The sequence below is a fragment of the Streptomyces sp. NBC_00647 genome, assembly GCF_045207245.1.
Lineage (GTDB): Bacteria > Actinomycetota > Actinomycetes > Streptomycetales > Streptomycetaceae > Streptomyces.
Genome location: NZ_CP109040.1, coordinates 260,492 through 285,293 on the forward strand (window position 1 = coordinate 260,492; position 24,802 = coordinate 285,293).

25 protein-coding genes and 3 pseudogenes are annotated in these 24,802 nt (G+C 69.5%); 13 read left to right on the plus strand and 15 right to left on the minus strand.

Annotated features, from left to right (window positions below; all coding sequences use genetic code 11):
* Nucleotides 1–386: 386 nt before the first annotated feature.
* Nucleotides 387–1,131, plus strand: a pseudogene (locus OG788_RS01265) (transposase family protein); the annotation flags it as partial.
* Between the two features lie 410 nt (nucleotides 1,132–1,541).
* Here the strand turns inward: OG788_RS01265 and OG788_RS01270 are convergent.
* Entirely contained in the window at nucleotides 1,542–1,775 is a 234-nt protein-coding gene (locus tag OG788_RS01270) for a DUF5302 domain-containing protein (RefSeq protein ID WP_406368545.1), read from the minus strand.
* A 547-nt stretch (nucleotides 1,776–2,322) separates the two neighbouring features.
* Here OG788_RS01270 and OG788_RS01275 point away from each other — a divergent pair.
* On the plus strand, nucleotides 2,323–3,153 hold the full coding sequence (locus OG788_RS01275; RefSeq protein ID WP_406368547.1) for an endonuclease/exonuclease/phosphatase family protein: 831 nt from the start codon (nucleotides 2,323–2,325) through the stop codon (nucleotides 3,151–3,153).
* A gap of 19 nt (nucleotides 3,154–3,172) precedes the next feature.
* Here OG788_RS01275 and OG788_RS01280 read toward each other — a convergent pair whose 3' ends face one another.
* From OG788_RS01280 to OG788_RS01290, 3 genes are all read right to left on the minus strand, one after another.
* Entirely contained in the window at nucleotides 3,173–3,910 is a 738-nt protein-coding gene (locus OG788_RS01280) for a phosphotransferase (RefSeq protein ID WP_406368549.1), read from the minus strand.
* 354 nt (nucleotides 3,911–4,264) lie between these two features.
* The gene (locus tag OG788_RS01285) at nucleotides 4,265–4,663 is read right to left on the minus strand and encodes a DUF4440 domain-containing protein (protein WP_406368551.1); all 399 of its coding nucleotides are present in this window, start codon (nucleotides 4,661–4,663) and stop codon (nucleotides 4,265–4,267) included.
* 283 nt (nucleotides 4,664–4,946) lie between these two features.
* Nucleotides 4,947–5,471, minus strand: coding sequence for a hypothetical protein (locus tag OG788_RS01290; protein ID WP_406368552.1), 525 nt, complete (start codon nucleotides 5,469–5,471; stop codon nucleotides 4,947–4,949).
* A gap of 602 nt (nucleotides 5,472–6,073) precedes the next feature.
* Between OG788_RS01290 and OG788_RS01295 the strand changes: the two genes are divergently transcribed.
* A complete protein-coding gene (locus OG788_RS01295) occupies nucleotides 6,074–6,490 on the plus strand; it encodes a hypothetical protein (protein WP_406368554.1) in 417 nt (138 codons plus the stop codon).
* A 576-nt stretch (nucleotides 6,491–7,066) separates the two neighbouring features.
* Nucleotides 7,067–7,471 carry a DUF6281 family protein gene (locus OG788_RS01300; RefSeq protein ID WP_406368556.1) on the plus strand — a complete coding sequence of 135 codons (405 nt, stop codon included), beginning with the start codon at nucleotides 7,067–7,069 and terminating at the stop codon, nucleotides 7,469–7,471.
* Between the two features lie 299 nt (nucleotides 7,472–7,770).
* Here OG788_RS01300 and OG788_RS01305 read toward each other — a convergent pair whose 3' ends face one another.
* Nucleotides 7,771–8,082 carry an NIPSNAP family protein gene (locus OG788_RS01305; RefSeq protein WP_406368557.1) on the minus strand — a complete coding sequence of 104 codons (312 nt, stop codon included), beginning with the start codon at nucleotides 8,080–8,082 and terminating at the stop codon, nucleotides 7,771–7,773.
* A 67-nt stretch (nucleotides 8,083–8,149) separates the two neighbouring features.
* Between OG788_RS01305 and OG788_RS01310 the strand changes: the two are divergent.
* Together OG788_RS01310 and OG788_RS01315 are read left to right on the plus strand one after the other, a co-directional pair.
* Nucleotides 8,150–8,443, plus strand: a pseudogene (locus OG788_RS01310) (zinc ribbon domain-containing protein); the annotation flags it as partial.
* Nucleotides 8,444–8,524: 81 nt separating this feature from the next.
* On the plus strand, nucleotides 8,525–8,872 hold the full coding sequence (locus OG788_RS01315; RefSeq protein ID WP_406368559.1) for a hypothetical protein: 348 nt from the start codon (nucleotides 8,525–8,527) through the stop codon (nucleotides 8,870–8,872).
* 126 nt (nucleotides 8,873–8,998) lie between these two features.
* On the opposite strand, the pseudogene OG788_RS01320 reads toward OG788_RS01315, so the two are convergent.
* The 3 genes and pseudogenes from OG788_RS01320 to OG788_RS01330 form a co-directional block, all read right to left on the minus strand.
* A pseudogene (locus tag OG788_RS01320) lies at nucleotides 8,999–9,433 on the minus strand (RNA-guided endonuclease InsQ/TnpB family protein); the annotation flags it as partial.
* Nucleotides 9,434–9,471: 38 nt separating this feature from the next.
* Complete coding sequence (locus OG788_RS01325) at nucleotides 9,472–10,128, minus strand: hypothetical protein (protein WP_406368560.1); 657 nt, start codon at nucleotides 10,126–10,128, stop codon at nucleotides 9,472–9,474.
* 434 nt (nucleotides 10,129–10,562) lie between these two features.
* Nucleotides 10,563–11,075: a GNAT family N-acetyltransferase gene (locus tag OG788_RS01330; protein ID WP_406368562.1), complete on the minus strand. Its 513-nt coding sequence runs from the start codon at nucleotides 11,073–11,075 to the stop codon at nucleotides 10,563–10,565.
* A gap of 282 nt (nucleotides 11,076–11,357) precedes the next feature.
* Here OG788_RS01330 and OG788_RS01335 point away from each other — a divergent pair, with 282 nt between their 5' ends.
* Nucleotides 11,358–11,624: a hypothetical protein gene (locus OG788_RS01335; protein ID WP_406368564.1), complete on the plus strand. Its 267-nt coding sequence runs from the start codon at nucleotides 11,358–11,360 to the stop codon at nucleotides 11,622–11,624.
* Here the strand turns inward: OG788_RS01335 and OG788_RS01340 are convergent.
* Complete coding sequence (locus tag OG788_RS01340; protein WP_406368565.1) at nucleotides 11,615–11,980, minus strand: VOC family protein; 366 nt, start codon at nucleotides 11,978–11,980, stop codon at nucleotides 11,615–11,617. The genes OG788_RS01335 and OG788_RS01340 overlap by 10 nt on opposite strands.
* 232 nt (nucleotides 11,981–12,212) lie before the next feature.
* A complete protein-coding gene (locus tag OG788_RS01345; RefSeq protein ID WP_406368566.1) occupies nucleotides 12,213–12,569 on the minus strand; it encodes a hypothetical protein in 357 nt (118 codons plus the stop codon).
* A gap of 721 nt (nucleotides 12,570–13,290) precedes the next feature.
* Between OG788_RS01345 and OG788_RS01350 the strand changes: the two genes are divergently transcribed.
* A complete protein-coding gene (locus tag OG788_RS01350; protein WP_406368568.1) occupies nucleotides 13,291–13,560 on the plus strand; it encodes a hypothetical protein in 270 nt (89 codons plus the stop codon).
* A gap of 432 nt (nucleotides 13,561–13,992) precedes the next feature.
* Nucleotides 13,993–14,604 carry a response regulator transcription factor gene (locus tag OG788_RS01355; protein ID WP_328443377.1) on the plus strand — a complete coding sequence of 204 codons (612 nt, stop codon included), beginning with the start codon at nucleotides 13,993–13,995 and terminating at the stop codon, nucleotides 14,602–14,604.
* Here the strand turns inward: OG788_RS01355 and OG788_RS01360 are convergent.
* The 4 genes from OG788_RS01360 to lanKC form a co-directional block, all read right to left on the minus strand.
* Nucleotides 14,579–16,675: an ATP-binding cassette domain-containing protein gene (locus tag OG788_RS01360; protein WP_406368570.1), complete on the minus strand. Its 2,097-nt coding sequence runs from the start codon at nucleotides 16,673–16,675 to the stop codon at nucleotides 14,579–14,581. The two genes, OG788_RS01355 and OG788_RS01360, sit on opposite strands and share 26 nt — an antisense overlap.
* The gene (locus tag OG788_RS01365; RefSeq protein ID WP_406368572.1) at nucleotides 16,675–18,534 is read right to left on the minus strand and encodes an ABC transporter ATP-binding protein; all 1,860 of its coding nucleotides are present in this window, start codon (nucleotides 18,532–18,534) and stop codon (nucleotides 16,675–16,677) included. Before OG788_RS01365 ends, OG788_RS01360 begins: the two co-directional genes overlap by 1 nt.
* A gap of 134 nt (nucleotides 18,535–18,668) precedes the next feature.
* Nucleotides 18,669–18,797 carry a SapB/AmfS family lanthipeptide gene (locus OG788_RS01370; protein ID WP_058940762.1) on the minus strand — a complete coding sequence of 43 codons (129 nt, stop codon included), beginning with the start codon at nucleotides 18,795–18,797 and terminating at the stop codon, nucleotides 18,669–18,671.
* A 58-nt stretch (nucleotides 18,798–18,855) separates the two neighbouring features.
* Nucleotides 18,856–21,441, minus strand: a complete 2,586-nt coding sequence (gene lanKC, locus OG788_RS01375; RefSeq protein ID WP_406368573.1) for a class III lanthionine synthetase LanKC — start codon at nucleotides 21,439–21,441, stop codon at nucleotides 18,856–18,858.
* Nucleotides 21,442–21,545: 104 nt separating this feature from the next.
* Here lanKC and OG788_RS01380 point away from each other — a divergent pair, with 104 nt between their 5' ends.
* Nucleotides 21,546–21,806, plus strand: a complete 261-nt coding sequence (locus tag OG788_RS01380) for a hypothetical protein (protein ID WP_406368575.1) — start codon at nucleotides 21,546–21,548, stop codon at nucleotides 21,804–21,806.
* A 173-nt stretch (nucleotides 21,807–21,979) separates the two neighbouring features.
* On the opposite strand, the gene OG788_RS01385 is transcribed toward OG788_RS01380, so the two are convergent.
* A complete protein-coding gene (locus OG788_RS01385) occupies nucleotides 21,980–22,156 on the minus strand; it encodes a CsbD family protein (protein ID WP_406368577.1) in 177 nt (58 codons plus the stop codon).
* Nucleotides 22,157–22,324: 168 nt separating this feature from the next.
* On the opposite strand from OG788_RS01385, the gene OG788_RS01390 reads away from it, so the two are divergent.
* The 3 genes from OG788_RS01390 to OG788_RS01400 all read left to right on the plus strand — a co-directional run bounded on the left by OG788_RS01390 (nucleotide 22,325) and on the right by OG788_RS01400 (nucleotide 24,495).
* A complete protein-coding gene (locus OG788_RS01390) occupies nucleotides 22,325–22,495 on the plus strand; it encodes a hydrophobic protein (RefSeq protein ID WP_328557713.1) in 171 nt (56 codons plus the stop codon).
* A gap of 336 nt (nucleotides 22,496–22,831) precedes the next feature.
* Entirely contained in the window at nucleotides 22,832–23,182 is a 351-nt protein-coding gene (locus OG788_RS01395; RefSeq protein ID WP_406368579.1) for a PRC-barrel domain-containing protein, read from the plus strand.
* A 431-nt stretch (nucleotides 23,183–23,613) separates the two neighbouring features.
* Nucleotides 23,614–24,495: an RNA polymerase sigma factor SigF gene (locus OG788_RS01400; protein ID WP_406376643.1), complete on the plus strand. Its 882-nt coding sequence runs from the start codon at nucleotides 23,614–23,616 to the stop codon at nucleotides 24,493–24,495.
* Nucleotides 24,496–24,802: the final 307 nt, after the last annotated feature.

Consider the following 24,802-nt stretch of genomic DNA (forward strand, 5'->3'; position numbering starts at 1 on the left):
CTAAATGTAGTCAAAATTGGCCAGAAACTAAACAGCGGCGCGCCGAAATAGCCCCATTTGGTCCACTAATTGGATTTCTCGAACGCAGAGCCCGGGCTTCTTGTAGGGGTACAGCGATATCAACTCACGTTCACCCACAACCCCGGGTCAATCGGCTACCGAGTCCTTGACCACCAGGACCCGATGATCAGTTGCGGCGCCGTCTGGTACTCGCGGAGCCGCTCGAACTGGTTCGCCCCGGCAGCACCCCCGGCAACGGAGGCGGCATCCCCGGTTCGCCAGACAACTGCACGCTTCCTGTACTGCTACCGCAAGCCCCAGGCGTCTGACCCGCCCCTGACCGCCGACTAAGGTGAGTTGATCGTGGCGGAGTACCGAGTCCGGGACTGCCGCCGACGGTGATCGTTGAACTCGTGGCTGAGGTAGGACCGTTGTGGCACGAACAGCATCAGGCACGCCTGACGACTCGGCCGCGGCGACGGGCTGCGGGAGCCGGGGCGAAGCGCAGGTTCGTCTTCGTCGACCGGCTGCTGGCCACATTGGCGAGTCTGCGGCATGGCACTATTCATGACGTGCTGGCCTGCTGGTTCGGTGTGGACCGCTCCACCATCGCGCGCCATCGGCGAGGTGCGGCCTCTGCTCGGGCAGCGGGATGCGCCGGACGTCCGGCTGCGTCCTCTCGCCGAGGTCGTCGAGTACCTGGGCACCCGACGGTCGGACCGGGATCGTCGACGGCACGGAGATCGGGGTGCGCCGCCCGGCGGCATGCCGCAAGGACCGGGGGAAATTCGTCTCCGGGAAGACCAAGCAGAACGCGGTGAAGTCCATGATCCTCACGGACGCCGAGGGGCGCGTCGTGTTCTGCAGCCCGGTTCGGCCGGGTAGTTGCGCCGGCATCGCCCAGGCCCGGCAGCTGGGACTGACCCAACTCCTGGCCGGACTGCCGGGCGGCCATGTGCAGCTCGACTTCGTATTCAACGAGCGGCTGCCCGAAGCGCCCCGGGCGGCACGATCGTACAGGCGGCCACGCCTGAACTGTCCCTGGCCTGGAAGTTGATGTGGCTGATCAACGACATGCACGCGCAGGGCAAGGATCTGTACGACGCCGTGCTGCTGGCCGAGCGGCATCCGCGCGGTGGATCCTGCCACGGCAGGTGTGGTCTTGCGCTGGAGTCTCGTTCCGGCTTCGGCCGGCAGGCGGCCAGGACGTCGAGCCAGTCGTCCAGGTGGCTCTGGCGAACCCGCCCCAGGGTCCTTCGGGCTCGACGAGCGAGCGGGTGTACGCCTCGGTCCACAGTCGTAGCAGCGGACGGTGCTCTCGGCGGCGAGCCAGGTCCACACCTGCTCGGCCGCTCCGCCAGGCCGACGGGGCGATCGGCCTGGCGGAGCGGCACCAGAATCTCCAGCTCATCAGTGCGGGCCCGATTCAGCAGTGCCCGCACGAGTCCGTCCTTGTTGCCGAACAGGAACATCAGCACCCGGGGGCTGGAGCCGATGGCTCCCTGACTCTGCCGAGTCCCGTCCTGGGGCCGTTATGGGACTCAGCCACCGCTCTTTCGACGGAACGACCGCTGACTCGCGGCCGGGCCGTGCGCGCCGTGGACCTTCGACGTGTTGGTGCTCGCAGTGAGGGCGGCGTCCGCCTGCATGCCACGCTTGCGCGCCAGAGCCTCCCGGAACTTGCGCTTCAAGTCGTCCTGGGCGTCTTCGTCGGGCGAGAGGGGAGGGTTCTCGCCGTCAACCGGCTCTTCAGGCGATGGAGACTCTGTAGCCATGGTGACCTCCTGGGGCCGGGCAGTGGAAAGCACAGCTTGTCATGGCGGGCACCGCACCCCGAACCACGGGGCGTCCGCGCCGCCCATCCAGCCCTCCCTCTCCTCGGCTGCAGCCAGAGACATGGGCCAAGAGCACCCGCAACGGGGATGTCAGAACCCGGACCACGCCCGCGCGGGGGAGGTGACCTGCACGGACTCCGTGATGTGGGCGATCCTCGCGCAGGAGAGGCGGCAAGAGTCGGTGCAGGAGATGTTGTCGCGAGGCGCACCCGATGAGCCGGCGCGGAGCCGACAGTGCGCACAGCTCGTCCTGGCTGCCGGGGCCCCGCCGGGGCGGGGTGCTGGTTCGGGTGCCGGGCCGGTGGGGAGGTCATCGGTGGTCCCCGGTCGTTCCCGACCCGGTCGTGTCCTGTGGAGTGACGCCGACGAGTGTGCCTACGCCGCGGTCACGGGCCCGGGACCGTATGCCACCGACCCTTCTCTCGCGGCAGTGTCCATCCACGGCTTCGGGCCCTTCGGCGGCAGGGGCGACAGTACGATCAGCGCCGTGAGCGACTCTCCGCACGGCCCGGCAGGCCACCGGACGGAAGGTGACAAGTCCGTGAAGGCCGTGCGGCTGCTGACCATGAACACCCTCTTCACCGGCGATGTCCCGGCTCGGCTGCGTGCCCTCGGCGCGGCGCTCGATGGGTCCGACTACGACATCGTCTGCCTGCAGGAGGTCATGTTCCGCCGCAACGCCCGGCTGATCCGCCGTGCCGCTCCCGCATACCGGCACGTCGCCTACTCGGGCACGGTCCTGCTCAAGGGCGGCCTGGTGCTGCTGTCCCGGTGGCCGATCAGCCGATGGCGGTTCGTGCGGTACCCGGTGACGGGCCCGGTGCGCGGCGAACTCCTCATGCGCAAGGGTGCCCAGGTGGCGTCCGTCGCCACCCCGGACGGTGAACTGGTGGTCGTGAACACCCACCTGTCGGCCAACCGCGACGACGACTGGTCCCCCGCGAACCGGTACACGCGGATCGCAGGTGCCGAGCTGGCCCGGCTCACCACGCTGATCGCGGCCATCGGCCCGTCCCTGCCCGTCGCCGTCGTCGGTGACCTGAACGTCCCGCGCGACTCGGCGGTACTCGCCGACTTCGTCGCCGCAGCGGGGCTGCGCGACGTCCTCGCCGGCGACACCCGTCCGACCTACCGGCCCACACCTCGATGGCCCTCGCCCCCGGCCCTGGACCACGTACTGGTCCGGGCCGCAGCCGGGGAGACGCTGACCGGGGGCGCCGACTTCGTGTTCCAGGACAAGGTGACACTGGGCGACGGCCGCCAGGCCTACCTGTCCGACCACTACGGCGTGCAGGCACAGCTGAGCCGGTCGAAGTAGCAGTCGGGCCCGCGCAGCCTCACATACGGGATCTCAGTACGTCGACCTCACAGCCCGGCGCGAACGGGTCGAAGCCGTGCTCGATCAGCCAGCGAACCACCAGCAGGCTTCGCAACGACCACCACGCGTGGATCACGTCGAGGTCGATGTCGGTGCCGTAGCCGGCGATGACGTCGTCGAGGTGCTCCTCGTGTCCGAGGGTGAAGGTGGCGAGGTCGTACAGGGCATCACCCTGGCCCGCCTCGGACCAGTCGATGATGCCCGTGACCTCGTCGCCGTCGACGAAGACGTGCGCGATCTGCAGGTCGCCGTGCGTGAACGCCGGAGTCCACGGCCTGAGCGCGGCCTCGGCGACCTGGCGGTTGCGGGTGACCAGGTCGGCGGGCAGGAGGCCGTTCGTCACGAGCAACTCGCACTCGTCGTCGAGTTCCGCCGCCAGCGCGACGATGCTCCGGCCGGGCCGGGGCGGCAGCGGCGCGTCGTGCAGCTTCCGGATGGCGGCACCCGCCGCGGCCCACGCCGTCGGCGACCCGGTCGACGGCCCGCCGAAGTGCCCGAGCGTCGTCCCCGGGAGTGCCGCCAACGCGAGCACGGACGGCTTGCGCCACAGGACCTCCGGGGTCGGGACCGGCACGAGGGACATCGCCTCGACCTCGGCGTCGATGCGCGCCTGATCGGCGTCCACCTTCAGGAACACGTCACCGACGCGCAGAGTCGCGCGCTCGGAATGGGCGACGACGACTTTGACCTCATCCATGGGCGACCAGTATCCCGGGGATGACCGCCGACGTCGCCGGGTTTATCGCGTGCGATTACACGGCTGACTACGTCCCGATACTCGGCGGCCTCGTGCACGACACCGACCTCTGACCAGGTCAAGTCCACCACTTTTGTTAGGAGTCCTCAGGCCATGCCCACTGAAACCGCAACACTGACACCGGCTCAGTGATGGCACCTCGGCGGTGGCATCGCAGCGCCACTTCACCCGTGGTTGTCGCAGCGCCACTTCACCCGTGGATCCGGCCGGGACAGTGCCCGACCGCGTCGCCCTCACGGATGGCCGGCGGCCGTGTCGAGGGGTCAACAGGCCGCAGCCGGACCGCCTCTGTGGTCAGGGCTGGTCGTACCAGGCAAACGCCGCGATCCGCCAGCCCTCTGAGGTGCGGACGAACTGGATGGTCTTGGTCCCGCCGCCCTCGAACGGCTCACCGTCCAGGATCCCGGACTTGCGGTACTCACCGAACCGCGAGGCGATGTCGCCCGCGATCTCCGTCCGTTCAGAGGTCTCCCACTCGGAGAATTCGACCAGCCGACCGTCGGTCAGCAGCCGCCGGCGAGGCTCGATGAACTCCTCCACGGTGTAGACCGTGAACTGCGGGCCGGTCATGACGATCACGCCACCGGGAAGAACCAGCCGCCGGATGCGGCCCACGTCGGCAGCCTTGCCGCCCCGGTTGTCAAAGGCACCGAAGAACTCGGCGGTCACGGCGTCTATCTCGATCTTGGACATGACGCGACGCTAACAGCGAAGAAGCGCCGGACATCGTCGGTCTCGACAAACTGCGGCACGTCGCCGAGGCAGACCCTCGCGCACCTCCGGCCGCGGCAGACCTGCTTCAGCGCCGCCGGCATCCGGCCGCTCGGCGGTGACCCCGGACCTGCTCGGCGGATGCCCGGGGTGGGGCGGCCCGGCGGCAGCGGCTTTTGATGTTCCGTCACCGGCCCTGCCTGCGCGCCGCAAGCCCCGGCCGCGCCGGCCGATGGGCCGGGCGGCGCGGCGTCCTGCGATGCGGTCAGGCGGCGCGGCAGAGGATCGCTGGGCCGGCCGGTGCCGCGGTCTGGGTCACGGCCGTGTGCACGGGCCGGGTGGTTGGGTCGGTGGCTGCGCTCTGCGAGCGGTTCCGTGCGAAGACGACGAGGCGCAGGACCGCGAACCGTGCGAGTCCGGCGAGGGCGGAGGCGGACAGGTAGACGATCTGCTCGAGCATCGCGCCGGGTGCCGCCACCAGTTGATGCAGGGCGAGCATGGCCGCGCACGTCAGCGCGAACGCGGCGGCCGCGGAGCCGGCCGACTGTGCGTGCTGGCGCCAGGTCGCTCGTACGCCTGCGCCGAAGGAGAAGCGGGCGTGCAGCTCGGTGGCCAGGAGCGTGGAGAGCGTGCTGATCAGGGCGTTGGCCAGGCCCCAGGGAATCCGTGTGGCGAGGGCCGCCACCGCGAGGCTGGAGGCGAGCCCCACCGCGCCGCCGCAGAGCACGAAGCGGGCGAAGGCGGTGAGGGCGCCGGGCGCCGTCCGCTGCCGGTTCTTTACTGCCGCCATGATCCGACCCCCCTTGGTCGCTCGCTTGCGAAACCCGTGTCCGTCGGCCCCCGAGGCCTTCAATCCGTTGTTTCCTATGACGGAAACGCTACGTTGCCTTCACTGATCTGACAACTGATTTATTGCGCACTCGATACATCAGTGCAGCTAGATGCAGATTAATCGTTGCAATAGCCTTGAGGTAATGCAACAGATCTTCTCTCGATCGTTGCAATGCATTGAAGGTGAACGCTCTTGGTGGGGACACCTCTCTCCCGCCTGCGCACCAGCGGCACAGCATCGCGGTGCGACGGCCAGGCGCGCCGGCCGCCGGTGGCCCGCGCGGCCGGCCAGGTGCGGGCCATCCGGGCGAGGCGGTGGGCCCGTACGGCATGGTGTCCAGGGCCGCGGCTCTCCGCCGGGGGACGTTGATGCCTCCCCCCGCAGGAGAGGCCCGTGAGTGATCCCAGCCCCCGTGTGACCCCGAGGCCGGCATCCGCGACAGGCGAGGACATTCCCGCTCCCGGGGTCATCGGCATCGGACTTGCCGCGGTGCTGACGTTCGCGCTCGCCCAGGGCTCGTGGCAGTGGTTCGCCACGTACATCGGGGTGACACTCCTCGCGTGCTGCTCGCCTTCCAGCGACGGGCACAGTGGACACCGGACATCCGCTCGGCGTACATGCGCGGCCTGGTCGCGTACGCGCTGGTCGTCGGCCTGTGCGTGGCGATCGCGCTGGCGCCCTTGCTGCAGCGCCGGGCCTGGCTGTTCCCGATGCCGGGCACGCGCAGCGGGTGCGAGTTGATGGGCAGGTACGAGGCCCTCCAGGTGAAGGCCGCGCTGGGGAACCTGGCCGGCAGTGACGGTGCCGCCCTGGCGTTCGCGCAGGAGACCCGGGCCGGCCGGACCGTCGCCGAGTGCCTGGCGTCCACGACGACTCTGTGGCTGCCCCTGTACGGGCTGGGGGCGGCGGTGCTGGTGGGGGCGGCCGCGTGGTTCCGGGACCGCGCCCGGTCCCGGTCCGGGCCCGCCAGTCACTAGGGTTTCGCACCCTCGCGGCGTCCCTCACCGTCTCGAAGACCGTGGAGTCATTGACGCCGACCGGTGCGGCGGACACAGGTCGCCCGGCGGGACACCCAGCCGGGCGACGGCCCTCCGGTTTCACCCTCACAAAGGCCAACTGCGCGTCCGAGACTCCGTCATGACAAACGGTGAAAGGGCTCGGCAGTGGTGACAGGCCCGCGCCCTCTCCGGCCCGCTGGGACGCGGGAAACTCAGGAACGACGCCGTCGCCACGACCTGCTCGTGGACCTGGCCCACGCCCGGTGTCAAGAACGACCTGCGCGAGGCCGACACCCGCTTCAACACGCACGACAACGACTTCACGAACAAGCCGACCGCGAGCTGCTCGAACAAATACGACATCCGCAGCGTCGGTACTCATGAGGCCGGACACATCTTCGGACTGAAGGACATCACCGGAGCCCACGACAACCTCACCATGTACGGCACCTCGTTCAGGTGCACGACAAAGGGGAGGACTCTCGGCAAGGGTGACGTCCTCGGCCTCCGCAGCATCCACTGAACCGGGGCAGACGCTCCAGAGGAGGCAGACCGATGAAAGCCGTACTCCCGTCCCGCAGAGGATCCGTGGGGATGCTCCTGGCGGCGGCCGTCCTGACCCTGTCCGTCGCCTGCACATCGTCGAATGACGACGGCGCATCCGCGTCGTCCTGCGTGTTCCTGGTCAACTACCAGAACCACGAGTACTCGGACGTGGCCAACGTCGATTTCACCGTCGGGGACAAGCTCGGCCCCGCCACCCTCCCCTCCTGCGACGACACACCCAATGACGATGACGACGCCCAGACGCCCACCTCCACGACCGCCTACGCAGTCAAGGGAGTCGACCCCAGCATCGCCATCGCGGTGGGAGAAGACCCCGGTGACGCCCGCCTGGTCGCCGTCCACTCCGGCAACAAGATTCCGCCCGAGGTCAAAGAACTGATCCGGGGGTCCTGACGCCGGCGCGGGGCGCCGCAGCACAGAGCACGCCGGCGCCCCGCACCGGATTCCGGACGGCAAGAGGGCCCTGTCCCGCGCAACACGGGACAGGGGCCCCACCGGCGCCCAGCAAGGCCTTGCTTGCCCTCCCGCCAGGGGCGGAGCAGGCGGGCCGCCATGGGACCTGGCCAGGAAACCCCCGGCCCGCACCTGCACCGCCCCGGGCCGGGCACCGAAGCCGCCCTCAAAACCCGGTCCATCGCCTGCACACCGTCCAACGCCCGCCTGCGGGGCAGTCGTTCAGGCCCGGCTCCGGCCTAGGAGGTGACGTCGAGCGGCCGCAGGAAGCGCCGCTCGTAGCGCTTGATGCAGCGGGTGCTGCGGGCCAGCTCGATGGCCTCCTGGCACTCCGGGTCGGTCATGCTGTCCGAGCGGTACTGCTCGTACGCGGCGAAACTGGGAAAAGAGAAGAGCGCGTAGGCGATGTCGCTGTCGCCCTCGCTCGGCAGGAAGTAGCCGTGGTGCGTCCCGCCGAAACGGTCGACGAGCCCGACCCAGCGGCGGCCGTATTCCTCGAAGTCCTCGAGCTTGTCGGCGTCGATCTCGTACTTCAGATGAATGGTGATCACATCCACATGATGGTGCATGCCGGTTCAGGCCCGAACTCCGGAACGAACCCATTCCTTCGCACCTCAGCTGCACCTTGTCCACCCCGCGCACACCACGATGGACTGCGCACAGTGCGGAGCGAGAACCAAGCACGCACTGCCTCTCCCGCAACGAACTAACGGGTGCACCGCGTGCGGAGCGGTGTCCCTCAGGGACAAGAAATCCGCCCGCGTGATGCTCGTCCGGGCTGGCCTCAACCCGACTGGCGCTCATCGCGTAAGAGCCGTCGGACCGCCGGTCCACAGCCAACGTGAGCCAAGAATCCCCCTCCTTCAGGAGAAGGAGGAGTCAACCCAGTCAGCCTCTGACCCATGGGCTTGAGGGTCCCGATCGCTTCGAAAACTAGGATGTCCTCTGTCGAAGTCCCGTCGGATCGGTTGCAGAGTAGGGAGGCCGAAGGCCGTGAGTGAAGGTCTGTCGGGCGCTGCGATGCCGTCGCGCTGGGCTCCGGCCGAGCATCAGCTGCCCCGTGACCTTGCGGAACTCGTCGGTCCTGCCGGGGGGACTGTCGCGCTTCCGCTGCACTTGGCCTGGTCCGGGCTTCGCGTGTTCGATCTTGGTGACGAAAAGCTTCTGCTGGGCATGTACCGGATCGTCCTGCTCAACGGTATGCACGAGGACTACGTCCGCTATCTCAATGCGGCGCAGTTGGTGGCCCACTGGCCAGTCTTGCGCAAGATGCTGGGTCGTGGTGTGCGCACCGCGTGGGAGGACCGGTTCGCGCAGTTGCAGACGGCCGCCGCTGCGTGACCCTGCACGGCTTGCCCGATCACCACCGCCGCCTGCTCTTCGACGCTCTCACCGCCGGGCACCGCTACGGTCTCGCGTTGGCGACTCCTCCCCCGGATAAATCCGGGGGGCTTCTCCTGTCGGTGGCTAGGCCACGTCGGGAAGGACCAGCCCGGCCCTGATGGCAACGTTCAGCGCACCGACTTGATCGGCGTTGGCGGTGTGTCCGCACCGGGTGCACTCGAACTTCTCCTGTGTGACGCGGTTCTGGCCGGACACGTGCCCGCATGCGGGGCAGCCGGACACGTGCCCGCATGCGGGGCAGGTGCGGGAGGTGTTGCGGGGGTCCACGGGGATCAGTCGACGACCGGCGCTTTCAGCCTTGTGCGCGAGGATGCCCAGGAACACCCCCCAACCCGCGCCGTGGATGCTCTTGTTCAGCCCGGCCTTCGCCGCGGCTCCGTTCGGGAGGAACGTGCCGGGGTTTTGGGGGTCGGGCTCGGGCTTGGGTGCGCAGACCATGTTCGCGATGCTCAGGCGCTCGTGCGCGATCGCATCGTAGGTGCGGACCAGCGATCGGGCATCACCGCGTTCTTCCGCCGCGCTGTCGGGCTGCCGGGTCAGGAGTGCGGTGCGGCCTCGCTGATGTCCTGGTGCATATGGTCCATGAGTTCGCCCATCTCGCGGACATCGGAGCTCGGGCTCTCGGCGTTCTGCGCCGCGCTACGCAGCCAGTCGGCGGTCGCCAGGGCGAGCGCGATGGCGTCCTGTTCGCGGTTGTCGCCGAGGAGTTCCTCGATCCGGTAGGCGAGACCGCCCAGGGTCTCGTCGTTGGTCTCCGGCGTCAGGTAGCCGCGCAGGCCGACGGGGTAGGGGTCCTGGGCCCTGGCGTGCCGTACGGCGGCAAGTACCTCGGGGTCTTCGCTGTACTGGTCGAGATGGCCCAGCAGGACGTAGATCCGCGCGGTCAGCCGTGGCCGCCCGGGGTGGCGGTCCAGCCAGGCCATCAGCTCCTGCTGGCCGCCGAGGTGGTCGACGAGCGGAGTCAGTGCTTCCACCGACTTGGTGGGCAGATCCCAGTGGTGGGGAAGGAGCTGGGCCACTTCGTCGGCCAGCGCCGCCTCGTCCTCGGGGCCGAGCGTGCCGGAGGTGAACCCGGCGACCTTCGAGACGTCCAGCGCGAATCCCTCAGGCCCCGCCTGCCGGGTGCGGTGTGAGGAGCCGTGCCGTCGGCGCAGCAGTTCACCGACGCTCTTGAGGAGCGGCTTGTCGTGCACGAAACCTCCTGCGTGGGCTGCGTGGATGCGCTCGGGGGCCTCTCGTCCGGGACTGGGGCCGCGGACGGTGCCGCGGTCCGTGTCGGCGGTGCCGGCCGGTGCTCTGCGGCATCGGCACCACCACCCTGCCGCCCGGTCGCGGTGTCCGCGCGCCCGGTGACCCGGACGAGTGCGGGCGCTCGGCGCCACGGGAGCGTGGCCTGTCGGCAGCCGCATGCGCGACATGACCGAAGTGTCCGAGAGGCGGACGCACAGGACCGTCTTCGGGCGGGCGCTGCGCCTGATTCACCGCCGAGAAGGAGGTGCGGGGCCGAGCCGGCGTCCGCCTCGGCCTGGCCGGTCCGGACACGGTGTCCTTCCGGCGTGCCCTGTTCGGCTGGCCGGGACCGCGCGGACAGCGGGATCGGGGTGCTTCTCCCTGGCGTCGAGGTCGGTCACCGCACCACTTCGTCGGCCAGGAGGTCCATCAGGAGGCCGTCGTGCCAGCTGCCGTCCGGGCCGCGCTCGTACTGCCGCATGATGCCGACCGGCCGAAACCCGACCTTGGTGTAGCAGTGGATCGCCGCGGTGTTGTCGGCCGCCGGGTCGATGGTCAGACGGTGATGGCCGTGGACGTCGATGAGATGGCAGGCCAGTGTCCGTACGGCGTCGGTACCCAGGCCCCTGCCGTGCACCGCGGGATCGAGGAAGAGGTCGATGCCGGCGTGCCGGTAGTCCGGCTCCTCCTCGGCGTGCCACTGGATCATGCCGATGACCCGCCGGCGGTGCTCGACCGTCAGGGACCGGGTGCCGGCGTCCTCGAGATCGGCTGCGATGTCCGCTTCGAGATCGTCCCCGCCTCTCCATCGTGCACGTACTTCGGGCGTGGCCCGGATGGCGGCCAGGGCGGGGATGTCGTCCTGGACGGTGGGGCGCAGGACGACCGACGCTCCACGCAGCACAGTCATGACTCAGGACCTTAGGCGCATGTGGCGGTGCTGTCTTGGCGCTCCGGTTCCCTGCGGCTGAACTCCTGTGGCTGAGCGTGAAGAGGTGACGTGCGGCGTTCGGGCACGACGCCGGCACCAGGAGGACCACCGCGACAACGGCTGTCACCCCGGCCGCGGGTCAGGCCTGCGTGCGCAGCAGACCAGCGGCCCAGGACCGGTCTGGCCAGTCACCGGCCGCGCTCGCCGCCAGGGCGGAAGCCTCACACGTTCAACGGCGAGCGCGTGTGGAGCGCTTCGGGCATGGACGCCGGAGACTCGCGCGCCGTCGGATACCAGCGCGCCTTCTCCGACTTCGTCGCCATCAAGCTCTACGACGAGGAACTAGGCGTCGACGACGAGATCGGCTCACAGGTGATCAGCTCGGACGAGCCGGACTCGGCACGCGGACGGCCTACTTCGCGGGGGACGAAGGCGCCCGCCCGTGCCCACGGCCGAGGCCACAGCAGTCCAGAGATGCGATTCACCCCCGGCCTAAAGGCCGGGGCACTCTCGCAAGATCAGAGGTAGAGACAGAACGGATGGCCGTGAGGGTCGCACAGGACCCGGACGTCCTTCTGAGGCTGGTACTCCTGCAGCGTCGCACCCAGGGCGCAAGCCCGTTCGGTCTCCGCCTCCAGGTCGTCGACCTGCAGGTCCAGGTGCGCTTGCATCTGCTGCGTGCCAGGCTGCTGCGGCCACGTCGCAGGCGTGTGGTCGGTCTCCAACTGGAAGCTGAGGCCGGGGCGTTCCTGACCCGGGGCCCCCAGACGCACCCACCCCGGCTCACGCTCGACTTCCTGCCAGCCGAGCAGGGCGCGGTAGAAGTCGGCCAGCGCAGGAGGGTCGGGAGTACCCAGAACAAAGGCGCCGAGTGTTGTCGTCATGTCTGCAGCCTTGCCCTGGGCGCTCATCCTCACGCCTCCGTGTGTCCCGGCTCCCTCGATCGACGTGACGCCGGTCAGGCTCACGCCCGGAATGCCGCGGCCTTCACATGCGAACGCTTCATCGGTGGCCGTGCGAGACCACCGAGGCGATCGTCTGTGCGCTCACCGGCACACTGGCCGCGCACCGCACGCTGCTGCTGCTCGGGCCAGGTCGGCGGGGTTCCTCAAGCGGTTACGCGGCAGCGGCGTAGGCCGTGGTGATGGCGGTGTCGGTACAGGCGTGGATCACCAGACCCGCGCCCTGGGCCGTCGTGGCGTGAGTCTCGAGGGCTCGACGGGCGGGAGCGCTGGGCGTTGCCACCGATATCAGGGCGTCCAACCGGCTGCACATGCGGTGCGCGCGCAGGACCTCGTCGATCACTGCCGGAGCCGCGGCCGCGGCTGCGCCGAGAACGATGACGACGGGCGTGGGGGCGTGCACGTGGACCAGGTCGCTGATCAGTGCCGCCAGGGTGTTCTGCGCGGCGGGTCCTGGGTCGTCGTCCAGTGTCAGGACCAGCACACCGTTCTTGAGCGCGTGCATCAGCATGGCTGTCTCGGGCCTCCTCCTGCGCCTGGGATCTGGGATCGTCCGCTTCTACGAGTACCCCGGGTGCGATCCGCGATGCCCTGCGTAGCCGCCGTCCCGGCGCCCTCGCCGCCAGGGCCGCAGAAGGGGTCGGCTCCCCCAGCACTCGTGGCCGAACCAGGGGAACCTGAGCCGGCCAGTCCCCAAGAGAGGAAGGCCACCTGACCGGCCTCCCTCCTGAGTGCCCCTTTCTGGCCGGACGACAACAGGCCTCATCGGGAATGTGCACCGGACGCCGGTTCAACGCTGCGCCCCAGAGCTGCACGGGCTTGTCTGCGCAGCTCCGTACGGGCCGCCGGCATCCTGCCGGGGCCCGACCAGAACGGGTGCCACCACAAGCGGGCCGACAACACCAGCTGGCGGCGGCGGAGTGCGGTGTTCGCCGTGGGGCGGGGCGCGGTGAGGGCGTCGTAGGTGCGGCACCAGGCCGCTTGAAGCTGGACGAGGTCGTGGGGGAATGTCGCGGACTCCATCACTCTATTAGCTCACGTGTTCGAATTTTGGCTCAAGTCGACACCTTCCCGCGACGCAGGAAGCAAAGGCTGGACTGCGCGACAGCGCCGCGCCCGGCCCTGTCCGCCCGCAGCAGGCTGCAGGCACTGTCACGACGGGGCGCCCGGCCAGGTCCGCGCCCGGAGGGCCGGCCCCTGAGGTGACGGTGGGGGCAAGAGGCCGCCTCACCGTGAGCAAAGTCCCGGCCGGGTGCGTCGGTGCGGTCACCGACGGATGCCGCGCGGGTCGCTTTCTGCGCGGCGTGGAGGGCTGCGAGCGCTTCCATCGCGGTGGCGGGAAGATCCGGCAGGGCGGTGATCGTCCCGGCCAGCTGGCGCAGCGCGGCGGCGTGGTCGTGGGCCCAGGACGCCACAGTGCGGTCTGCGGCCCGCCGGCCGCGGGTGGCCTGCACACGCTGTTCCTTGGTGGTGCCGGATTCGCCGAACTCGATGATCTTTGAAGACGGACCCTAGCTGCCTCATCGGTCGAAGCTTCGTCCGACTGCCTCCGCCCGGCAAGCACGCGAACCTCGGCCGAGTGCCGAAGCCCTCATCCTCCGTCGGTCGGCGTGGACGCCGAACCTGCATGGATCACGCCTTTCTTGGCCGCCTGCCCTGGCGGACAACACGACCGTCACGGTCCGCCCGCGGCCGACGGACGGTCGCTGCCGCGGACAGCGCCGCCCCGTCATGAGGGCGTATGCGTCCGGACGCGATCGACGGGCGACTGTCCGGCTGATATCCGGAAGGATCAGGGCGCGCGACACGGCATGGAAGTGAGCCACCGTCGAAAACCATTCGGGGTTCCGTCCCGGCCTCTCGGGAAGCCGGAGGGACGACAAGACGGATGCCTGGTGTGTGCATGCCGGGTGAAGGATCGAGAGGTGCCAACCATGACCACGGTGCTCGTACTGCACAGCGTCAGCCTGATGCGCTCCGCGCTGACGGCACTCCTTCAGACTGAACCCACGTTCGACGTGGATGCGGCGGGCTGGATATCCGCCCGTGAGAACGCAAGCGCGCTGCACCCCGATGTGTGTCTGGTCGACCTCGACTGTCCCGGCGCGACCTCCTTATTAGAGGGCGGCGCCGGGAACACGGCCGAGCGGGTGCCGGTGCCGCGCGCCGGGCTCGTCGTCCTGGCGTCGGCTGGACGACCCGGAGCGCTGCGCAGAGCGTTCGATGCCCAAGCACTGGGATTCGTGGACAAACACAGCTCCGCACAACGGTTGATCAAGGGCATCACGGAAGTGGCCGCGGGTCAGCGGTTCGTGGACGCGTCACTGGCTTGTGGGTTCCTCGAGGCTTCCCAAATGCCGCTGACCAGACGGGAACTGAGCGTGCTGGCGCGGGCCGCCGAAGGTGAGACGGTGGCGGAGATCGCCCGTCGACTCCATCTGACCAGCGGAACGGTACGGAACTACATGGCCGCGGCGACCCGCAAGGTCGGCGCCCGCAACCGCATCGACGCCATCCGCATCACGCAGGGCGCCGGCTGGGTCTGACGTCGCGGTCGCAGGCCGGGCCGACCGCTGTGACCGCACCCTTCGACGCCGTGGGGTCCTCATCACGAAGCCTGGGCAGGGGTGCCCTCACACCGCGGCCCTCCGACTCCTCCGTGCGCGCGGCGCTCCGATGCGCTTGTCGATCACGCTCCTGCCCAGCGGATTCGGAGTCGTGGTACCAACGGCCAACCAGGTCGCGGTAGAGCTCCGACTCGGCCAGAAGGGCGTCGTGCGGTGCACAAAGGGCTCGGTCGCCGTCCAGGACCAGGACTCGGTCGGCCCGCAGAGCGGAGCTGATCCGGTGGGCGACGAGCACGAGAGTGCCGGGGCGCGCGGCGAGGACACGCTCGGTCCGCTCCTCGGTCTCCGGGTCGAGGTGACAGGTGGCCTCGTCCAGCAACAACAGAGGGGCTGGGGACACATAGGCGCGCCCGAGGGCCAGTTGCTGGCACTCCCCCAACGAGAGGCGACGCGGGTCGACCCTCCCGTGCAGGCCGCCGAGCCGCCGCATCAGGTCTTCCAAACGGAGGAGGCGCGTGGCGCGTTCGAGGTCGGCACGGGAGGCGTCGGGCCGAAAGTACGCGAGGTTCTCACCAACCGTCCCGCTGAAGACGTACGCCCGCTGCGGCAGGAGTGCTCGGCGCAGCTGCGGATGCGCCGGTCCGTCGGGACCTGCCGCGGCTCCCGCCACCCGCACCGAACCGGCATCCGGCGTGAGCATCCCGGCGAGCAGAGATGTGAGGGTGGACTTGCCGATGCCGCTCGGCCCTACGACCACGAGGTGCTCGCCGTCCTCAAGGGTCAGGTCCAGCTCCCGCAGCACAGGGCGAGCTCCAGTGCCGTACGCGAAGGTCACGCCTCGAAGCTCGGCCGCGGGTATCCGTCCGGAGCGGCCTGACCTCGCGGGCCGCGCAGGTCGGGGGTCGTCGGCAGGTATCCGTCCGGACGTATGCGCAGGAGATTCGACCAGAGGCTGGGCAGTCGGGATTGCCGGGGCAGGGTAGTCGGGTTGGCCGGTGAACCGCTCCAGCACGACCAGGAGGCGGGTGCCGGCCGTTCCGGCGGCGGTCATCAGGGCGTGCAGAGCGGGCAGGAGTGCCTGGACCAGGTAGGTCAGCGCTCCCAGCAGGGCGCCCGCGGTCAGTCCGCCCTTGAGGAGAAGGGGGGTCGCGGCGAGAAGTGCCACCAGGGGAAGTCGGCCGGCGACGCCGAGCGCGAACGATCGTACGGCCGCCCAGCGGGCCAGCCTCCGCGACAGCCGTGCCTCGACGGCGATCAGTCTGCCGACCTCGGCAGCGATCCGGGTTCTGGCTCCGCACGCCGCCACGTCGCGCAGGCCGGCGGCCACCTGCCCGGACAGCGCGGACAATGCCTCGTCGGCGTCCAAATAGGCACGCTGTGCCGCCGCCATGGAAGGAAAGGTGGACAGGAAGAGGATGAGTCCGACCAGCAGCGGCGGCAGTACGACGATCAGCAGCGCCGGGTCGAGCGAGGCCATGCCGAGCAGCGCGCCTGCCGTGGTGAAGACGAACGAGCGGGCGGTCAGGACCAGGCCGGCGAAGCTGTCGCGGGCGATCTCGGTCTGATGCGTGAGTCGGGACACGGCCGCGGTCGGGTCGGCTCGTGCCGGCTCGGCGAGCGCGGCGCGGAGCGCCTGGTCCACCGCCCGGCGCATCAGACCGTCGCGGAACGGTTCGACCAGGTCGGCCAGTCCTCTGAAGACCTGACGGACGGCAAAGCCGCCGAGCAACGTGGCGCCGGCCGCGACGCAGAGCCAGAGCAGGCCGGTGCTGGTACGGCCGGCGAGGAAGCCGTCATCGAGCGAGCGGGCGACGCCGTAGCCGCCGAGGAATGTCTGGCCGCTCTCCAGGAGGGACCAGCCGGACAGTGCGATCAGGACAGGTCGGTGTCGGCGCAGGAACCGTCGACCGTCTGGCAACACCCCTCTCAGGGAGCCACGTTCATCGTTCCTGATCGATCTCGGGTCATCCGGGGCTCGCCGTGTCGAAGGTCCGGCCTTGTGCCAGGGCGAGGAGCCGTCGGTGGCTGCGGCGGGGCGGGCGTCGTTCATCAGGCCTTCTCCCCCGCTGCCTGGTGTCCGGAGGTGGCACCGGGCGGCGAACCGATGTCGGGGGCCGTTCGAGAGTTGCTTGGACGGTCGGGTCCGGCGTCCGTGGCGGTGAAGACGGCGCGGTAGTCCGGCATCCGCCACAGCACGTCGTGCGGGCCCACCCCGCGGATGCGGCCCTTCTCCAGCCAGAGGACCAGATCGGCGCCGGCCGCGGTCGACAGTCGATGGGCGACCAGCAGCCGGGTGCCGGCACGGACGTCATGGGCGAGCGCGCGCTCCACCTCCCGCTGGGTGACGGTGTCCAGGCCGGACATCGCGTCGTCCAGCACGAGCAGTCGTCCGGCGTGCGCGAACGCCCGGGCCAGCCCCAGGCGCTGGCGCTCACCTCCGGACAACGGTGCGTACGTGAGCGGGGTGTCGTATCCCTGCGGAAGACGTGTCACGAAGGTGTCCGCTCCAGCTGCACGGGCGGCGGCGCGTACGGCGGCGGGGGGCGGTGCGACGGCGCCGAACGCGATGGCGTCGGCGACCGTGGTTCCGAAGAGGGCGGGCTGTGCGAAGGCGTGAACCACCTCCGTGCGCAGGTCCTCTTCGGTGAGCCGGTCAAGCGGGACGCCGTCCAGACGCACGCAGCCCTCCTCGGGGTCGGTCAGTCGGCCCGCCACCGCGGCGAGGGCGGACTTGCCCGAACCGGAGCGGCCCACGACGGCCACCGTGGTCCCGCCGGGCACGGTGACGGTGACGTCGTGGAGGACGTGGGCGCCATCGCGCACGACACCGACACCGCGCAGCTCCAACGTCCCCGGTCCGCCTGCCGGCAGGGCCGACGGACCGTGCGCGACCGGGGACAGGAGTGCCGGTTCGACCGTGCGTCGAGCGGCCGCCCTTCCCTTCACGAGGGAACCGACCACCCCGGCCACTGCCCCGGCGCCCGCTGCCAGCGCCGCGTACCGGGAGGCGGCGACCAGGTCACCGACGCTCAGGTGTCCGGCGGCGAGCCGCAGGCCTCCCACACCGAGAACGAGACAGACGAGCAGCGGCATCAGCACTGCGCTGTGCGCGACGGCACGCCCGTAGACCCGCCACATGGCACGGCCTTCGGTGCCGAGGCGTGGCAGGTCCGCGAGCACGCGGCGTCGTTCCCGGCGTGCGGTGCCTGCGGCGACGACGGTCTGGGCTCCGCCCAGCACCTCGGCGAGCCGATCGGCGATCTCCGCCTGGACCCGCTGATACCGGCCGACCGCCACGGACGAGGAGCGGGCGAACGTCCGAAGGAGCAGCACCAGCAAAGGGACCCCCAGCAGAAAGGCCGCGGCGGTCCACACGTCGATGACGGCCAGCGCGACAAGGGCACCGAGGGGCGGGAGCAGAGCCGCCAACACTCCCGCCGAAGCGGCCGGAACGGTGCCCGCCTCGGTGGCGTTGGCGGTGAGCCGGGTGGCCAGATCCCCGGGCGCGAAGGAGGCGGTGGCGCGGTCCGGGTCCGCGCGCAGGAGCCGGTCGAGTGTCCGGGTACGCAGCCAGGCGGTGGAGCGGGCGTTGACGGTTCCGACGAGCAGGGCGTCCGCGGAGTCGAGCAAGATCTCCGCAACGACGAGCGCGGCGCACGCGAGGGTCCATGGGGTGGCGCCCGGCGACTGGGAGAGGAGCAGGTCCAGAGCGTGCCCGAGGACCGCGGGTTCAGCCAGCGAGACGAGCACGGAGGTGACGGAGCAGAAGAGGATCGCGAGGCTGTGTCCGCTGCTGTGCCGGAGTGCCTGGCGCAGTACGCCGTCACTGACGGCACGGACTTCCGAGTCTTCCTCGGCGTCGCTCCCGGCGACGGACAAAGTGACCGGGAGGTCCGGGCCGGATGTCATGGCGGAGGTCTCCTCCCCGGGAACGGCTGAAATGCGTGGTGTGGAGGGCCGGCGTCGCACTCCGGTCGATGAGCTGTCTTCGTCGGGCTAACACCTCGGCGTGAGCGTCGTCGGGCCGGTGACCGGCCGGTGTGTCAGTTGCAGGTCGTGACGGACAAGCTGCTGTCGCCGCAGAGCAACAGGCTCGCGCGGCTGCCGGTGGCGACGTCGCCGGTGGCCTCTTCCTTCGGGGTCTCCATCGACTGCAGGTCGAGAAGCGTCATCGTCTTTCCTTTCGATCGGGAACTGTGAGCGGTTCGTACGTCCTGCGGGTGGTGCACTTCACGATCCCGGTACGGGACCGGCTTGTGGGTTCCGCCGGGGCGGCGGGAGGAAGGGCAGATGCACGTCTCCGCCGGAGGCGGCGCTGCCGAGGGCGAGGAGGCAACCGGCGGTGCCGGTGGCGAGGTCCATGGACAGCCGCATCATCTGCTCGCCGGGGAAGGCCAGATGGCCTTTGTAGGGGACGGCGTGCCGGGTCAGGGCGTCGATCTGTCGGCGGACGTCCCCCGGCGCGGTGCCGGGGCCGGGCGCGGTGGTCCGGCTGAGGTGCAGCACCATGCCGGCGGCGCCACGGAACAGTCCAGGTTGGGCGTAGAAGGTGGCCTGTGCGGCCTGTACGATCTCGCGACGCGCTCCTTCGAGGTCCTCGTCAGCCCGGTGGGCGAGGTAGTCGTCGAGCACCATGCCGATGCCGACGCTGCCGGCGCCCAGGTACGGCATGGTCCGCCAGCCCTCGTCGACCTGGAGCGTTCCGGAGGCGCTGCGGACACACCGGGCGAGGTCTTGCCGGAGTGCGTCGCCTGCCCGGTCGAGCAGCGTGGTATCACCGGTGCGTTCGTAGAGTCGGACGAAGAGCAGGGCCGGTCCGGACGCCCCGTACAGGAGCCCGGCGCGGGTGATGCCCGGAACGGCCTCGGCGACCAGTTCGGCGCAGCGCCAAGCCGCGTCGTGCAGGGCCGGTGTTCCGGTCGTGGTCGCGAGGGAGTCCAGGGCGAGTCCGGCGCCGGCGAGGCCCCCGTGGAGATCGGGGGCGATGCCCTCCCAGGGCCGAGCTTGCGCCGACTCGACGAGTTCCAGGGCCCGTTCGGGGTGGCCGAGGCGGTCCAGTGTCCAGGCGATGCCGGTCAGTCCGTCGTAGAAGCCGATCGGGGTGCCGGACTCCGGTACCTTGGTGTGGCGCAGAAGCCACTCCTCCGCCTCGGTGTGGGGGTCCGAGCCGGTCTCGGCGAGGGCGTACAGGACACCGGCAGTGCCGTACCCGAAGGTCGCTCCGCCGCCGGTGGTGGCGAACTGGGCGATGTCGCCGGGGAAGAATCGGTCGTCGCGCTCGGGGGTGGCGGAGGCCAGTACGGCGCGGACCATCGAGTTGCGGCTGCCTGGCCAGTCGCCTGGCTCGACGGGCAGGTATCGTCCGGCAGCGGGTCGCTTGGTGCCGCGGGTGATCTCCTCGACCGCCTCGTCCAGGAAGCTTCTGTCGACGGGGAACTGCTCGGCGGCGATGTCCGCCAGGTGTCGGGCTTTGGCCCTGTCGAGGGGAAGCAGACTGGTGAGCGGCAGGAACAGGGCGAGCTGCAGGCAGGCCAGGGCGTACCGGTCCACGTCGTGTCCTCGCCGGTCGGCGGGGGCGACGAAGCCGGGGTTGGCAACGGTCTGGCGTCGGCCCTCGTCGATGTGGGCTGCGGCCTCGAAGTCGATGAGTGTCACGGACTGTTCGTCCTCGGAGACCATGATGTTGAAGAGATGAAGGTCGTTGAAAACGACTCCGCGAGCGTGCACCGCGTGCACCGCGTCCTCGACCAGCCGGTGGATACGCAGGGCCCAGGCGGTGTATTCGGCGAGCGCCTCGGGGCCGGGGCCGGACTCGATGAGGGGGTGACGGCGCGCGAAGAAGGTGTTGAGCGGTTTGCCCTCCACGAACTCCATCGCCAGGAACTGGTGGTCTCCGACGGAGAACGTCCCCCGTACCTCCGGGGTGCAGCCGAGTCCGGAGAGCCGCTCCAGGGCTTCTTGTTCGCGGCGCAGTCGGGCAACTGCGTCGGCGCCGTCGGCGGCCAGTCCTGCGTGCGGCCGGGCCTCTTTCAGGACGACCTTCTCACCGGTGGCACGGTCGCGGCCGACGTAGACCCCGCCTCCGTTGGAGAAGTGCAGGGCGCTCTCGATGGCGTAGGGAAGTTCGCCGACGGTGAGCGCGGCCCGGGCTTCGATGTGCGGCACGAGGAAGGCCGGCGGCTCGATCCAGTCGGGTATCCGGAAGGCGGGCCCGCGCAGATCGGGGACGAGGCGTCCGTCGGGGCGCCGAACCGCGGGCCGTAGTTCCCCCTCCTCGTCGTAACAATGGCGGCGGGTGAAGCTGCCGTAGCGGAGGTGAACCGGTCCGGATCCCCAGCGCAGGTCGCTGAGAATGTAGGGCGCAGGCTCGCCGTCGAGGAGAGCGGCGAGGTCTTCGGCGACGCGGTGGCACCGCCCGTCGTCGGACGGGTACACAGTGATGAATTTGCCGCTCGCAGCCCGATCCGCGTACTTGGCGTTGCGATGGTGCAGCAGATAGCGGCTGGGCACGAACTTGTAGGCGAGACGCTGCTCTTGGCAGTAGGTGGAGACCCTCGCGAGTACGGACTCGGCGTTGCCGAGGCACGCGGACACATGGATCTTCCATCCCTGCTCGGGGAGTTGGCAGTCTGCCGGCCGCAAGGCCAGCCAGTCGCCGACGCGGTGACGCTGCCAGCCCTCAGGGACCGGTGCGAGGGCCACGGCGTACTGCTCTCCCCTGCGGTCGGCTCCGCCGGTCGGACCGGTGTTCAACCGGTGCGGAGCGTCATAGAAGTGCGGGTCCGCGTCACAGAAGGCGGCGTAGCCCTTGATCACGTCCACTCCCTCGCTCGGCGGTACCGGCTCCGTGTCGGCCTGACAGGAAGAACGGTGTCATCCGGCGAAGGGGCGCCAATAGTCACACACGTCAGCAACTGACCGTGCGAAACGCATGGGTAACCGAGCTCGACCGAGTGCGCGCCGTCTACAGACCGATGTGGGCCGACTACCAGGCCCGTCGGCCCGCCATGGCGACCATCGGTGCCGGAGAGTTCGCGGCGTACTTCGCAGAGCCCGACACCATGGAGGGCCGCGCGATCGAGGCGGTCGATGCCTTCGTGGGAACGCTCGCCGGCAAACTCGGGCTGATCGAAGCCGCGTCCCATGCAGCAGAGACGGCACGCCTCAGACTGGCGCGCTGACAGCCCCGAGACCGGTCCTGGGCGTCAGAAGAGGGCGTCCGGCTCCCGCGACAACTTGACGCGACCTGTGGTTTTGACGTGAGTGCGGGTGGAGGGGTGTTGCCGGCGCCGGACAGCATCGGTCCCGGCAGCCAGCGGGGAGGCAGCTGCTGCCGGGACCGGGCGTGGTGCGCCTACTTGGGCTTGATGGCGTCCTTGGTCTTCTCCTTGGCCGCGCGCAGGTCGCCCTTGGACTCCTCGGCCTGTCCCTTGGCCTTCAGGGACTCGTTGCCCACCGCGCGCCCGGCGACCTTCTTGGTCTTGCCCTTGGCCTGCTCGGTCTTCGCCTGGGCCTTCTTGTCCGCAGCCACAGCCACTCACTCCCTGTCCTGCTCGAGGAAATTTCCACCCTCCGGTGTCACCCCGAGCTTCTCTCCTAAACCAGAAACTTCGCGGCTCCGGGCATCACAGGAATGGGTGAGATCCGCAGGAGTGGAGATCGTCGGGCCGGGCACACGAAGGATCGGAGGTTGATAACTATGGTTCCTGTTCTTCTTGTTCTTCTGCTCGCTCTGATTCTCTTCGGTGCCGGTTTCGCGCTCAAGGCGCTGTGGTGGATCGCTGTCATCGTGCTGGTGGTGTGGGTTCTCGGGTTCGTGATCCGCCCTGCGGCCAGTGGCGGCAAGCGGGGCCGCTGGTACCGCTGGTAGGAAGGCCTGCGACAACACATCGACACAGGTGGGCCCGGACGCCGTGGCGTCCGGGCCCACCTGTGTCGTCTCCCTGATACTGATGGGACAAAGGTGATGTTTTCTGCGATGCGGGGTAAACGGGATGTGGTGGCCGGAGGAGGTCCGTGAGCAGGAACCATGGCCTCCGGGCACGGGCCCTTCCGGCCATCCGCATTTCCGGCGGGCATCAGTGTGTGAGGTGCGGAAGGCAGGGCACTCGACGATCCGAGGAATCGCCGCAGAGTCCTGCGACGCCTATTCCGACGCCGCATTCATGCGGCAGGCAGTAAAGAATTCTGATGAGGGAGCTGTTTTATGAGTGACAACATCTGGGGCTACCAGCCGACCACCGGCCACATCGCGGGCACCGATCTGACCGGGTACAAGGTCGAGGCGACCGACGGCAGCATCGGGAAGGTCGACAAGCACTCGGACGACGTCAACTCCGCGTACCTCGTCGTCGACACCGGCGTATGGATCTTCGGCAAGCACGTCCTGCTTCCGGCCGGAACCGTGCAGCGGGTCGATCAGGAGGAGCGGAAGATCTACGTCGCCCTCACCAAGGACCAGATCAAGGACTCTCCCGAGTTCGACAAGGACAAGCACATCGGCGACGTCGGCTACCACTCGCAGGTCGGCGAGTACTACCAGAGCCACCGCGCCTGACCTCAGCACGACCCCCGTAAGCGGGCCGGCCCGAGACACCTCGGGCCGGCCCGCTTCTGGTTGCCGGGCCGCCCTCGGACCTGGACCGTCCCTCACACCTTGGCGGCCCGCCGTCCGCCCTCGAACGCAGGCGGCCACGGGCAAGCCTCACGGAGTCCACCGTCGCCAATCCCGAGACGGGGTGAGCCAGTTCCGCCCCACGCCGCCAAAGTCCTGCTCGATACCCTCTGACGTCACGGCGCCGCCCGAGCGGGCGTGGCGGGCGGACCTTCTCCGCCCGCCACGCCCGCTTCTCGTTACAGCACGGGACGTAGCCGCTCCGGTGTCGCCCGGTGTGCATCGGCCGGCAGCGGGTACGCGCTGTGGTGTCGGCCTCCAGCAGCCGGCTGCACGGGGGCTGGACCATGTGGAACATGTGGGAGGGGACCGACATGACGGTGACCGAGGCGGCACAGACGCAGACACGGACAGCGGCGCAGACACAGGCGCAGGCGCAGACGCAGGCGGTGGTGCTGCCGGAGATCGCGGACCCCTCTCAGGTCGCTCCCAAGGACGCCCGGCAGTTGTCGAAGCTGTTCTTCGACCAGCTCGCCGTCCTGGAAGAGGGCACGCCCGAGTACCAAGACGCGCGCAACACCCTCATCGAAATGAACCTCACCCTCGTCCGCTTCGCCGCCGCGCGTTTCCGCAGCCGCAACAGGGACGAGATGGAGGACATCGTCCAGGTCGGCACCATCGGGCTCATCAAGGCCATCGACCGGTTCGAGCTCACCCGCGAAGTCGAGTTCACCTCCTTCGCCGTCCCCTACATCGTCGGTGAGATCAAGCGCTTCTTCCGCGACACCTCGTGGGCCGTCCACGTCCCCCGCCGCCTGCAGGAAGCCCGCATCCAGCTCGCCAAGGCCACCGAGGAGCTGCGCAGCCGGCTCGGCCGCACCCCCACCGTCAAGGAACTCTCCCAGTTGATGTGCCTGAGCGAGGAGGAGGTCGACGAAGCACGCCTCGCCTCCAACGGCTACACGTCCGCTTCCCTCGACGCCACCATCGGCTCGAGCGACGACGGCGAGGCCGTACTGGCCGACTTCATCGGCACCGACGACAACGCCCTCGAACTCGTCGAGGACTTCAACGCCCTGGCCCCCCTGATAGCCGAACTCGACGACCGCGAACGGCGCATCATCCACATGCGGTTCGTCGACGAATGCACCCAGGCCCAGATCGGCGAACACCTCGGCGTCTCCCAGATGCACGTCTCCCGCCTGCTCAACCGCACCCTCGCAAAGCTGCGGACAGGCATGCTCACCACCCACTGAGCCCAACTCTTCGCACGGACCGGCGGCGCGTCCCACCCTCATGAGGGTGGGACGCGCCGCCATTTCCATCAGCAGGTGCCGGCGGGCTGCGTCCTCAACCGTCGGTGTGGATCGCTGTGCGGGCCCGGTCCCCCGCAGAGCACGGCAGACAAGGCCTACGGCCCAAGCAGCCGGGCTGGATTCGCACTTGAGCCACAGAAGCCGCCTGCCTCCCTCTAGATACGTTACTGCCGGTTCCGTTATTGTCCCGGTCACGCCGGCGCGGCACTGGCCTCTGGCCTGAACGGGCCGCGCCGCAGCCGTGCCA